The 12,017-nt window shown below is 65.3% G+C and carries 12 protein-coding genes; 7 read left to right on the plus strand and 5 right to left on the minus strand.

The window, feature by feature from the left end; translation table 11 throughout:
• Position 1: 1 nt before the first annotated feature.
• Entirely contained in the window at positions 2-637 is a 636-nt protein-coding gene (locus tag NLM15_RS23720) for a class I SAM-dependent methyltransferase (RefSeq protein WP_254119877.1), read from the plus strand.
• On the opposite strand, the gene NLM15_RS23725 is transcribed toward NLM15_RS23720, so the two are convergent.
• The 3 genes from NLM15_RS23725 to tpiA form a co-directional block, all read right to left on the minus strand.
• The gene (locus NLM15_RS23725; protein WP_254119878.1) at positions 634-2,265 is read right to left on the minus strand and encodes a CTP synthase; all 1,632 of its coding nucleotides are present in this window, start codon (positions 2,263-2,265) and stop codon (positions 634-636) included. The genes NLM15_RS23720 and NLM15_RS23725 overlap by 4 nt on opposite strands.
• A gap of 166 nt (positions 2,266-2,431) precedes the next feature.
• Positions 2,432-2,818, minus strand: coding sequence for a preprotein translocase subunit SecG (gene secG / locus NLM15_RS23730; protein WP_254119879.1), 387 nt, complete (start codon positions 2,816-2,818; stop codon positions 2,432-2,434).
• A 140-nt stretch (positions 2,819-2,958) separates the two neighbouring features.
• Positions 2,959-3,714 (minus strand): triose-phosphate isomerase, encoded by a 756-nt coding sequence (gene tpiA, locus NLM15_RS23735; protein ID WP_254119880.1) that lies wholly within the window; start codon positions 3,712-3,714, stop codon positions 2,959-2,961.
• A 223-nt stretch (positions 3,715-3,937) separates the two neighbouring features.
• Between tpiA and NLM15_RS23740 the strand changes: the two genes are divergently transcribed.
• Genes NLM15_RS23740 through moaC form a run of 4 tightly spaced genes read left to right on the plus strand, consistent with a single transcriptional unit; the run spans position 3,938 to position 8,211 of the window.
• Positions 3,938-5,836: a peptidylprolyl isomerase gene (locus NLM15_RS23740; RefSeq protein WP_254119881.1), complete on the plus strand. Its 1,899-nt coding sequence runs from the start codon at positions 3,938-3,940 to the stop codon at positions 5,834-5,836.
• A 14-nt stretch (positions 5,837-5,850) separates the two neighbouring features.
• Positions 5,851-6,864: an anthranilate phosphoribosyltransferase gene (trpD, locus tag NLM15_RS23745; RefSeq protein ID WP_254119882.1), complete on the plus strand. Its 1,014-nt coding sequence runs from the start codon at positions 5,851-5,853 to the stop codon at positions 6,862-6,864.
• Between the two features lie 8 nt (positions 6,865-6,872).
• Positions 6,873-7,694 carry an indole-3-glycerol phosphate synthase TrpC gene (trpC, locus tag NLM15_RS23750; RefSeq protein WP_254119883.1) on the plus strand — a complete coding sequence of 274 codons (822 nt, stop codon included), beginning with the start codon at positions 6,873-6,875 and terminating at the stop codon, positions 7,692-7,694.
• A 1-nt stretch (position 7,695) separates the two neighbouring features.
• Positions 7,696-8,211, plus strand: coding sequence for a cyclic pyranopterin monophosphate synthase MoaC (moaC, locus tag NLM15_RS23755; RefSeq protein WP_254119884.1), 516 nt, complete (start codon positions 7,696-7,698; stop codon positions 8,209-8,211).
• A 1-nt stretch (position 8,212) separates the two neighbouring features.
• Here the strand turns inward: moaC and NLM15_RS23760 are convergent, their stop codons facing one another.
• The gene (locus NLM15_RS23760) at positions 8,213-8,806 is read right to left on the minus strand and encodes a CGNR zinc finger domain-containing protein (protein ID WP_254119885.1); all 594 of its coding nucleotides are present in this window, start codon (positions 8,804-8,806) and stop codon (positions 8,213-8,215) included.
• A 138-nt stretch (positions 8,807-8,944) separates the two neighbouring features.
• Here NLM15_RS23760 and NLM15_RS23765 point away from each other — a divergent pair, with 138 nt between their 5' ends.
• The gene (locus NLM15_RS23765; RefSeq protein WP_254119886.1) at positions 8,945-10,360 is read left to right on the plus strand and encodes an amidase; all 1,416 of its coding nucleotides are present in this window, start codon (positions 8,945-8,947) and stop codon (positions 10,358-10,360) included.
• A complete protein-coding gene (locus NLM15_RS23770; RefSeq protein WP_254119887.1) occupies positions 10,357-11,610 on the plus strand; it encodes an MFS transporter in 1,254 nt (417 codons plus the stop codon). The genes NLM15_RS23765 and NLM15_RS23770 overlap by 4 nt, the downstream gene beginning before the upstream one ends.
• Here NLM15_RS23770 and NLM15_RS23775 read toward each other — a convergent pair.
• Positions 11,591-11,755, minus strand: coding sequence for a Flp family type IVb pilin (locus NLM15_RS23775; protein ID WP_254119888.1), 165 nt, complete (start codon positions 11,753-11,755; stop codon positions 11,591-11,593). The genes NLM15_RS23770 and NLM15_RS23775 overlap by 20 nt on opposite strands.
• Between the last annotated feature and the right edge of the window lie 262 nt (positions 11,756-12,017).

Here is a 12,017-nt window from a genome sequence, read left to right on the forward strand (position 1 = left end):
CATGCCCAACGATTTCCTCTCGTTCTTCCTGTCCTGGATGTCAGCCCCACGTCGCGTCGGCGCGATCGCGCCGTCAGGTGCGGCGCTGGCCGATCTCATCACCCGCGAGATTACCGCATCGACCGGCCCCGTTCTCGAGCTCGGCCCCGGCACCGGCGCGTTCACCTACAAGCTGCTCAAGCGCGGCGTGCGCCAGCAGGACCTCACGCTGATCGAATACGGCTCCGACTTCATGAAGCTGCTCCAGATGAGGTTTCCCAACGCGCGCGTGTTGTGGATGGATGCAGGGCGACTGACGACGGAGCGCCTCTATGAAGGCGCGCCCGTCGGCGCGGTCGTGAGCGGCCTGCCGTTGCTCAACATGTCGACGCGCAAGGTCGTCTCGATCATTGGTGGCGCGTTCAGTTACGTCCGCCCCGGCGGCGCCTTCTACCAGTTCACCTATGGGATGAGCTGCCCGATTCCACGGCCGGTGCTCGACAGGCTTGGCCTGCGCGCAAAAATCGTCGATCGGGCGATGCTGAACGTGCCGCCGGCCGCCGTCTACAAGTTGACGCGGCGGCCGCAGATGAAGCTCATCGCAGGATCACTTGCGCCCGACGCATCAACGCCGGTCGCGGCCGAAGCGGATTGCTAGACCAGCCGGCTCTGCACCATCGCCGCCTGAATGAACGAGGCGAACAGCGGGTGCGGCTCGAAGGGGCGCGACTTCAGTTCGGGGTGGAACTGGACGCCGATGAACCAGGGGTGATCCTCGTATTCGACGATCTCCGGCAGCACGCCGTCGGGCGAGAGGCCGGAGAATTTCAGCCCGTGCTGCTCGAGGCGATCCTTGTAGGCGGTGTTGACCTCGTAGCGGTGGCGGTGGCGCTCGGAAATCTCGGTCGCGCCGCCATAGACCTGCGAGACGCGGCTGCCGCGGTTGAGCGCGGCGGGATAGGCGCCCAGACGCATCGTGCCGCCGAGATCGCCGGCCTTGGAGCGCTTCTCGAGCTCGTTGCCGCGCAGCCATTCGGTCATCAGACCGACCAGCGGCTCCTTGGTCGGGCCGAACTCGGTGGAGTTGGCGTCCTCGATGCCGACGAGGTTTCGCGCGGCTTCGATCACCGCCATCTGCATGCCGAAGCAGATGCCGAAATACGGCACGTTCCGCTCACGCGCGAACTGCGCAGCGCGGATCTTGCCTTCGGCGCCGCGCTGGCCGAAGCCGCCCGGCACCAGAATGCCGTTGACGTGTTCGAGGAACGGCGCGGGATCTTCCTTCTCGAAGATCTCGCTCTCGATCCAGTCGAGATTGACCTTCACCTTGTTGGCGATGCCGCCATGCGAGAGCGCCTCGATCAGCGACTTATACGCATCCTTCATGCCGGTGTATTTGCCGACGATGGCGATGGTGACGTTGCCCTCGGGATTGCGGACGCGCTCGTTGATCTGCTGCCAGCTGCGCAGCTCCGGCGGAATCCGCGAGCCGATGCCGAAGGCGGCAAGCACTTCGTCGTCCAGGCCCGCGTTGTGATAGGCCTCGGGCACGGCGTAGATGTTGTCGACGTCGCGCGCCTCGATCACGGCGCTTTCGCGCACGTTGCAGAACAGGCCGAGCTTGCGCCGCTCTTCCTTCGGGATCTCGCGATCGGTGCGGCAGAGCAGAATGTCCGGCTGGATACCGATCGAGCGCAGCTCCTTCACCGAGTGCTGCGTCGGTTTTGTCTTCAGTTCGCCGGCACTCGGAATGTAGGGCAGCAGCGTGAGGTGGATGTAGACGGCATGATCGCGCGGCAGCTCGTTCTTGAGCTGGCGGATCGCCTCGAAGAACGGCAGGCCCTCGATGTCGCCGACAGTGCCGCCGATCTCGACCAGCACGAAGTCGTATTCGTCGTTGCCGTCGAGGACGAATTCCTTGATGGCGTTGGTGACGTGCGGAACCACCTGGATGGTCGCGCCGAGATAATCGCCGCGGCGCTCCTTGGAAATGATGTCCTGGTAGATGCGGCCCGTCGTGATGTTGTCGGCCTTGGTCGCAGGCCGGCCCGTGAAGCGCTCGTAGTGACCGAGATCGAGATCGGTCTCCGCGCCGTCATCGGTCACGAATACTTCGCCGTGCTGATACGGCGACATCGTTCCGGGATCGAGGTTGAGATAGGGGTCGAGCTTGCGGAGGCGGACCTTGTAGCCCCGGGACTGCAGCAGGGCACCGAGTGCCGCTGAAGCCAGACCCTTGCCGAGCGAAGAAACCACGCCGCCGGTGATGAATATGTACCGCGCCATGGGACCTAACCTCTAATCCCTCGAATTCGATTCGCCAAAGCGATTCGTATTCCGCCCCAAAGATTTTGCGGGCCTGTGGGTGAACCAAAACTAAGTGTGGTGACAGAACCTTGATGGGGATTCTTGATGCAGGACAGTAGAAGCCGCCCTGCATGGCCCCCCTGCTTTATTGCGAGCGCGGCACCTGCGGGCCGGCCGGCGCCTGGTTCTGCTGCTGCTCGTCGGCCTTCTTCAGCGAATCCAGGATGCCGCCCGAGGTCGGCGGCGCGATTGGCGATCCGCCGGCCGGCTGGCTCTGCGACCCCGGCTGGCCAATGATCGACGAGGGCGCGCGGCTGTAGCCGGCGTGCCAGGACAGGAACAGGCTGGTCAGGAAGAAGCCGGCGGCCAGGATCGCGGTGGTCCGGGTCAACAGATTCGCGGTGCCGCGGCTCGACATGAAGCCCGCGCCGCCCCCCATGCCGAGGCCGCCGCCTTCCGACTTCTGGAGCAGGACGGCGCCGATCATGACGGCAACGATCATGAGGTGAATGACGATGACAACGGTTTGCATAGTGTCCTTCCGTCACAAGCCGACAGCGCCGAGACGGCGGCCGATCGCGCTTCGCGGGTTTTCCTGAAGTTGCGCGGTGTTACACGATCGGAAGGGGCATTGCCACCCCCGATCGGGTCGGATCAAGGCTTTGCGGTTAGCTAGGGGCAGCCCTTGGCAATCGCAAGGAAATCGGCCGCCTTCAGGCTGGCGCCGCCGACCAGCGCACCGTTGACGTTTTTCACGGACATCAGTTCGGCCGCGTTCGACGGCTTGACCGAGCCGCCGTAGAGGATGCGCATCTTCCCGCCATCGGCCTTGAACCGGGAGGTCAGGAGTTCCCTGATAAACCCATGAATCTGCTCGACATCCTGGGCTGTGGGGGTCAGGCCGGTGCCGATCGCCCAGACCGGCTCGTAGGCCACGACCAGATTGGCCGCGGTCGAGCCGTCAGGTAGCGAGCCATCGAGCTGACCGCGCAGGACGTCCAGGGTCTGGCCGGCATCGCGCTGGCCCTGGGTCTCACCGATGCAGACGATCGCAGTGACTCCGGCGCGCCAGGCGGCCTCGGCCTTCTGCCGGATCAGGGCATCGCCCTCGCCGTGGTCGGCGCGGCGCTCGGAATGGCCGACGATGATGGCGGTCGCGCCGGCGTCCGCCAGCATTTCGGCAGCGATATCGCCGGTGTGGGCGCCGGAGGCCTTGGGGTGGCAATCCTGCGCCCCCACCGCGACCTTGGTGCCGCGTGCCTTGTCGGCGTAGGCCGCGATCAGAGTCGCCGGCGGGCAGACCAGCAGGTCGGCCTTGGCGGCCACGTCTGCCGCGCCCTTGAGCATGGCGTCGAATTCGGCAGCCGAGCCCTTCAGGCCGTTCATTTTCCAGTTGCCGGCGATCAGCGGTCGGATGGCATCGGTCATGTCAATTTCCAGCAAAATGAGGTTTGTGCATGCGCTAGCAGAGCTGTTGCGGCAGTTCCAGAGACCAGGGGCTTTTAACCGCAGCTTCGCGAGACCGCGGGACCTGAGGTTGCGGGGGGAAAGCCGCCACTTTATGATGATTGATCAATTTGGTGACGCGCTTTTGCGGAATCTGCATTAAGACGCGCTCCCGTTCCCCTCCTGACCAAACAAGTTGGACCAAATGCTTCGAGGAATGCGCAAGGCCTCATCAAACTGGGTCGGCAAGACCATTATGGCGATCGTGATGGGCGTGCTGATCATCAGTTTCGGCATTTGGGGCATCGCCGACATCTTCAAGGGCTTCGGGCAGTCCACGGTGGCCAAGGTCGGCAGCACCGAAATCTCGCTGAACGAGTTCCGCCAGATCTATACCGACCGCCTGCAGCAGATCAGCCGCCAGTTCGGCCGGCCGCTGACGCCCGACCAGGCGCGTGCCTTCGGCCTCGACCGTCAGGTACTCCAGCAGACGATCGCGGAAGCAGCCCTCGACGAAGAAGCCCGCCGGCTCGGGCTCGGCCAGTCCGACGAGCAGATCCGCCAGGTCATCATGAACGACCCCAACTTCAAGGGCGTCGGCGGCAGCTTCGATCCGAACCGCTTCCAGGCCGTGATCCGCAATTTCGGCTATACCGAGCAGCGCTACGTCTCCGAGCAGCGCAAGGTGTCGCTGCGCCGGCAGATCACCGGCACGATCGGCGCCGGCCTCGAACCGCCGAAGGCCATGATCGACGTGCTGACGCGCTTCCAGAACGAGCAGCGCGCGATCGAATTCGTCAGGCTCGACGCCGCGCAGGCCGGCACCATCGACGCCCCCTCGCCCGAAGCACTCGCCGCCTATTTCGAGGATCACAAGGTCCAGTTCCGCGCGCCCGAATATCGCAAGATTTCTTTCGTCGTGGTCTCGCCGGAAGAGATCGGCAAATGGAGCGAGGTCTCCGACGAAGACGCCAGGAAGGTGTTCGATCAGCGTAAGGACCGGCTCGGTACCCCGGAGAAGCGCCAGATCCAGCAGCTCGTGTTCCCCAACGCCGCCGAGGCGCAGGCCGCGCGCGAGCGCCTCGTTGCCGGGACGTCGTTCGAGGACCTCGCCAAGGAGCGCGGCCTCAGCGCCTCCGACGTCGACCTCGGGCTAGTCACCAAATCCTCGCTCGACTCCGCGGTCGGGAATGCCGCCTTCGCGCTTCCCGAAGGCGAGATCAGCCAGCCGATCCAGGGCGCTCTCGGCACCTCGATCGTCAAGGTCGGCAAGATCGAGCCGGGCAATGAGGCGAACTACGCCAGCCTTGCCAACGACATCAAGCGCGAGATCGCGACCGAACGTGCGCGCGTCAAGGTCAATGATCTCCGCGACAAGATGGAAGACGAGCGCGGCGGCGGCTCCAGCGTGATCGACGCAGCGCAGAAGCTCGGCCTCACCGCTGTGACCATCGACGCCGTCGACCGCTCCGGCCGTGGCCCGAATGGCCAGCCCGTCGCCAGCATCCCCCAGGGCCTCGACGTGGTGTCGCAGGCCTTCAACACCGATGTCGGCGTCGACAACGATTCGATCTCGTTCAAGGGCGGCTATGTCTGGTACGACGTGCTCGCCATCACGCCCTCGCGCGACCGCAGCCTCGACGAGGTCCGTGACCAGGTCGAGGCGCGCTGGCGCCAGGACCAGATCGCGGCCAAGCTGAAGACCAAGGCGACCGAGATGGTGCAGAAGCTCGAAGCGGGCGGCAAGCTCGCTGATGTGGCCGCCGCCATCAATGCCAAGGTCGAGACCGCCACCGGCTTCAAGCGCGACGACTCGCCCGCCGGCGTGCCCGCCAACGTCGTTACGGCCGCCTTCCGCACCGCCAAGGACGGGGTAGGACAGACCGCGGTGAACGGCGGCAGCGAGGTGATCATCTTCCGCGTCACCGAAATCGTCGAACCCACCGTCGACGCCGCCTCCGACGCGGTGAAGAAGCTGAAGGACAGCCTCGACCGCGCGCTGACCGACGAGCAGGTCGCCTCCTACGTCAACAAGCTCGAAACCGACATCGGGACCACGATTAATCAGGCCGCCTTCGCGCAGGTGACCGGCGCGAACCAGTGAGTTGAAAGCACGCGATGGACGACCTGAAATCGATCATTGGAAAAGTGGCGACCGGCGCCAGCCTGTCGCGTGACGAAGCAGCTTCCGCCTTCGACGCCATGATGTCCGGCGAGGCCACGCCCTCGCAGATGGGCGGCCTCCTGATGGCACTGAGGGTACGCGGCGAGACCGTCGACGAGATCACCGGCGCGGTCTCGGCGATGCGGTCCAAGATGCTGACCGTGACGGCACCGCCTGAGGCCGTCGACATCGTCGGCACCGGCGGCGACGGCTCCGGCTCGGTCAACGTCTCGACCTGCGCCTCCTTCATCGTCTCGGGCGCCGGGGTGCCGGTGGCCAAGCACGGCAACCGCGCGCTGTCGTCGCGCTCGGGCGCGGCCGACGTGCTGGCCTCGCTCGGCGTGAAGATCGACCTCAGGCCTGAGCAGGTCGGGTTCTGCGTGCGCGAATGCGGTATCGGCTTCATGTTTGCCCCCGCCCATCATCCCGCCATGAAGAACGTCGGCCCGACCCGGGTCGAGCTTGCAACGCGCACGATCTTCAATCTGCTCGGTCCCCTGTCGAATCCGGCCGGCGTGAAGCGGCAGATGGTCGGCGTATTCTCGCGGCAATGGGTGCAGCCGCTGGCGCAGGTGCTCAAAAACCTCGGCTCCGAATCCGCCTGGGTCGTGCACGGCTCCGACGGCCTCGATGAGATCACTCTCACCGGCCCGACCTTCGTCTCCGCGCTCCACAAGGGCGAGATCCGGAATTTCGAGGTGACGCCGGAAGACGCCGGCCTGTCGCGCTGCGAGCCCGGCGCGCTCAAAGGCGGCGACGCCGACGCCAATGCGATCGCCTTGCAGAGCGTGCTCGATGGCAAGCCGAGCCCCTATCGCGACGTCGCACTGATCAACGCCGCCGCTGCGCTGGTCGTGGCCGGCCGCGCCAAGGACCTCAAAGAGGGCGTTGCGATCGGTGCGAAGTCGCTCGACAGCGGCGCCGCGGGCGCGCGGCTGAAACACCTGATCGCGGTCTCGAACGGCTGAGCTTCCCCATGTCGGACATCCTGACCAAGATCGAAGCTTACAAGCGCGAGGAAATCGCAGCCGCCAGGCGCGCGCTGCCGCTGTCGGACGTCGAGGCCAAGGCCAAGGCGCAAGGTGCACCGCGCGGCTTCGTGCGCGCGATCAAGGCCAAGCACGCCAATGGCGACTACGCGCTGATTGCCGAGGTCAAGAAAGCCTCGCCGTCGAAGGGGCTGATCCGCGCCGATTTCGATCCGCCGCTTCTCGCCAGGGCCTATGAGGCCGGCGGCGCGGCCTGTCTGTCGGTGCTGACCGACACGCCATCGTTCCAGGGCCATCTCGACTTCATGGTGGCGGCACGCGAGGCGACGTCGCTACCCGTGCTGCGCAAGGATTTCATGTTCGACACCTATCAGGTGGCCGAAGCCCGCGCGCATGGCGCCGACTGCATCCTGATCATCATGGCCGCGCTCGACGATGCCACTGCCAAGGATCTCGAAGACGCCGCCCTCGCCTACGGCATGGACGTGCTGATCGAAATCCACGACCGCGCCGAGCTCGACCGCGCGCTGAAGCTGCGTTCGCCGATGATCGGCGTCAATAACCGCAACCTGCGCACCTTCGAGACCACGCTGGCGACCAGCGAAACGCTGGCGCCGCTGATCCCTGCGGAACGGCTGATGGTCGGCGAAAGCGGCATCTTCACGCCGGCCGATCTCGCCCGGCTCGAACGCGTCGGCATGTCGACCTTCCTGGTCGGCGAGAGCCTGATGCGCCAGGCCGACGTGACCGCGGCCACCCGTACGCTGCTCGCGCGAGAGAACGCGCCGCGCGCGACGGGTACGCGCTGACATGGCGCGCAAGCCCTCGAAGACCAGGCCTTCAAGAACGGCCGGCCCTGCCCTCACCCATATCGGCGCCTCCGGCGAGGCGCGGATGGTCGACGTGTCGGAGAAGCCCGCGACCGAACGACACGCGATCGCCGAAGGCCGCGTCGTCATGACCAAGGCGACGCTTGATCTCATCGTCTCGGGCAACGCCAAGAAAGGCGACGTGCTCGGTACCGCGCGCATCGCCGGCATCATGGCCGCCAAGCGCACCTCGGAGCTGATCCCGCTCTGTCATCCCCTCGCCCTGTCGAAGGTCACCGTCGATATCGAGCCCGACGCGAAACTGCCGGGCTGCCTCGTCCGCGCCAGCGTGAAGGTGACGGGCCCGACCGGCGTCGAGATGGAGGCGCTCACGGCCGTCTCGGTCGCCTGCCTCACCATCTACGACATGATCAAGGCGGTGGAACGCGGCGTGCGCATCGAGGGCATCCATCTCGTCGAGAAGCGCGGCGGCAAGTCGGGCCACTATCGCGCCTGACCTACTTCGCTTCGCGCTGCCGCTCGCGATAAGCACGCGTCTTCACCCGGTTGCCGCACAGCGTGGACATGCACCAGCGCCGCGTCGCCGGCTTCGACCGGTCGAAGAACACCCGGCGACATTCCTCCGAAGCGCACATCTTCAGCCGGTCGAGTGTTCCGAGAAGCGTTGCGTCGTGAAGCTCGATCGCGACCGCCGACAGACCGGCGAGCGCATCTTCGCGCGCTGCCGATAATATCGCGCCACGCCCCGGACGCGCCTCGACCCGCAATGGAAACGAAGCGAGTGCGCCATCAAGCGCACCGAGAATATCCCGATTCCGGCGCCGCTCGACCGGCTCGCATTGCAGATAGGCGCGTAGCGCTTCCCGCAGCCCCAGCGCGGCCTCGAACATCGCAGGCGTGATCCGCCCGCCTTCAGTACCAAGGCCGCGTTCCTGCATCCAGTCCGCAAGTTGCTTCGGCCCGGCGAGCTCGTCGCTCTGCGGGTGCTCCAAGCCGAAATGCATGAAATGGCGGACATCGAGCGTGTTGGCGAAATCGTAGACGTTCGCCAACGCGTCGGGAACCTTGAACTTGCGCGACTCTTTCGACATCGGAACACCGGAACGTTGAAACACCAGTAAAACAGATTTACCCGTTGACAGCAACAGACACCTGTATATTAGTTATACTGGTGTCGATCCATCTGGAATAGAGCGTCATTGCGATCACTGGAGTGGAGAACGCGAGCCATGGCCGATGCCCTGCACTACCTCGAACTCACCGAACTCGCCGTACGCCTCAAGGCGCGCGAATTGTCTGCGCTGGAGGTGACCCGCGCACAGCTCGACCGCATCGATGCCATAGACCGCGAACTTGGCAGTTACGTTCACGTGATGGCGGAAACGGCCATCGCCGAGGCGAAAGCCGCGGACGCCGAAATCGCACATGGCCTGTATCGGGGTCCGCTGCATGGTGTGCCGATCGCGCTGAAGGATCTGTTCTGGACCAAAGGCATTCCGACGGCGGCCGGCAGCACGATTCATCGCGATTTCCGTCCCGGTGAAGACGCGACCGTCGTGCGTCGCCTCAAGGACGCAGGTGCCGTGACGCTCGGCAAGGTGCAGCTCACCGAGGGCGCCTATTCCGATCACCATCCCCTGGTGAGGCCGCCGAAGAATCCGTGGAATGCGGATTACTGGCCGGGCATTTCATCCAGCGGCTCGGCAGTCGCGACAGCTGCCGGACTTTGCTTCGGCTCGCTCGGCTCCGACACCGGCGGCTCGATCCGCTGGCCGTCCGCCGCCAACGGTCTGACCGGGCTGAAGCCAAGCTGGGGCCGCGTCAGCCGTCACGGCACGTTCGAGCTGGCCACGACGCTCGACCATGTCGGATCGATCTGCCGCAGCGCGGCCGATGCTGGCGCGCTGCTCGGCGCGATCGCTGGACAGGACCCGAACGATCCGACGTCGCTGTTCGAGCCGGTGCCCGACTATCTTGCTGCGGCCGCAGAGGACATGCGGGGCTTACGGATCGGCGTCGACGCGGCCTGGAACAGCGACGACGTGGACGTTGCGACACAGCGTGTATTGGCAGACGCTATCGAGGTTTTTCGCGCACTTGGCGCTGTCTTCGTCGATGTCCGATTTCCTGACGTGACCCAGGCAGTCGCCGACTGGGCGCCGAATTGTGCGATAGAAGCTGCGAACGCGCACGAGGTCACCTATCCGGCGCGCAAGGACGAGTATGGGCCGATCCTCGCGTCGGTGATCGAGGCTGGTCGCACGCTCACGGCGCTCGATTATCAGAAGATCCTGCTAAGGCGACTAGCGCTGCGCGGCCGCGTGGCCGCCCTGTTCGAGACCATCGACCTGCTGCTGATCCCGGTGCACCCATTCCCGCCTTTGACGCTCGCCATGATCCGGACGCTCGGCGAGCAGCCGGACCTGATCGCGAAGCTGCAGCGCTACACCTGTCCGTTCGACATGACCGGTCATCCTACGATTACGCTGCCGGGTGGTGCATCGGAGGATGGACTGCCGATCGGGTTCCAACTCGTCGCCACCCATCTCGACGAGGCCATGCTCGTTCGCGCCGGCGCGGCGTTCCAGCGCGCGACGTCCTGGCATCGTCGTCATCCTTCCCTCACCTCGCGGAGGCAACAATGACCGTTCAATCCACACCGGCTCATCGGGGCATTTTCCACGGCTGGTTCGTCGTCGCCGGCGCGTTCGCGGTCACCTTGGTCGGATTCGGCTGCGCCTACACCTTCAGCGCGTTCCTCAAGCCGCTGCAGCTCGAGTTCGGTGCCTCGCGCGGCTCCGTCTCACTGGTGTTTTCGCTCGCCGGCTTCCTCTATTTTGGCCTCGGTATCGTCAGCGGCCCGCTCGCCGATCGTTTCGGCTCGCGCGTGCTGGCGGTGACCGGCATGCTGCTTATCGGCTTTGGCCTCGTCGCCGCCGGCTTTGCGCGCAATCTCGTCGAGGTCTATCTCGCCTATGGGCTTGGGGTCGGTGTGGGTGTCGGCTGCGCCTACGTGCCGGCGATCGGCGCGGTGCAGCGCTGGTTCGTGCGCCGGCGCGGCTTTGCCTCCGGCCTTGCGGTCAGTGGGATCGGCGTCGGCACGCTGGCGATGCCGCCGCTCGCGACACTCCTGATCGAGATGTTGGGCTGGCGCGGCGCCTATATCGCACTTGGCCTGCTGGCGGCGGCGATCGGCGGCGGCCTCGCGCTGCTCATCGAGAATGATCCAAACCGTCGCGGCCTCGGCCCCGACGGCGATCCGCCGCTGGTGACGGGCTCAAGTCGCGCAGACGGTGCGTCCGTCGCTGAAGCGGTGCGCTCGCGCAATTTCATCGCGCTCTATGTCGCCTGCCTGATCTGCTCCTTCGGCGTGTTCGTACCGTTCGTGCATCTCGTCCCTTATGCCGGCGACCACGGCGTGGCGCCCGCAGCCGCAGTGCTGCTGCTCGGCGTGATCGGCATCGGCAGCACCGCCGGCCGGTTCCTGCTCGGCGGACTAGCCGACCGCATGGGCCGAACCTCGGCGCTGCTGCTGATGTTTGCCGGTATGGCGGCGGCGCTCGCGATCTGGGCGGTGTCGGCCCATGCCTGGCAACTCGCGGTGTTCGCCTTCGTCTATGGCGTGTTCTATGGCGGCTGGGTCGCGGTGCTGCCGGCCGTGGTGATGGACTATTTCGGCGGCCGCAACGTCAGCGGCATCATCGGCATACTCTACACCAGCGTAGCCTTCGGTACGCTGATCGGACCGAGCGCCGCCGGCTTTGTCTACGACGTCAATCACAGCTACACGCTGCCGATCCTGATCAGCGCAGCTACGAACATCGTCGCGGCGCTGATCGTGGTGGCGACACTGGCGCGAACCGAAACACGCTCGGTCACTTCAGCGACGTGCTGATCGATCCGAATTTTGCGTTGAGCCGGCTGCCCATGCCGTTGATGACGGTGATGATGGCGAGCGCAATGCCTGCGGCGATCAGGCCGTATTCGATGGCGGTTGCGCCGGACTCGTCGGCGAGGAAATTCTTCAAAGCGTTGTACATGAACCAGCGTCCTTTTCTGCGTCGTTGCGGAGACGCTCGCAATTCGTGTGCCAATGCGGCCGTGAGGATCGCCAACAGCTTAGATGGTTAAGCCTTGATTGATCATCGCGGCGGCCGGCAGGAATTGACCGGCGGCGCGAGGGCCCGCGGCAATTCCTGCACGTCTTGCGCTCCGTACATCGCTTGCAATTGCACGCGCCGATTCATCCTGCATTAACCGCCCTTCCTAACTTTGCCTCCACACCGTTTCCGTAAACCAACG

It is taken from the genome of Bradyrhizobium sp. CCGB20 (assembly GCF_024199855.1).
Taxonomy (GTDB): domain Bacteria; phylum Pseudomonadota; class Alphaproteobacteria; order Rhizobiales; family Xanthobacteraceae; genus Bradyrhizobium.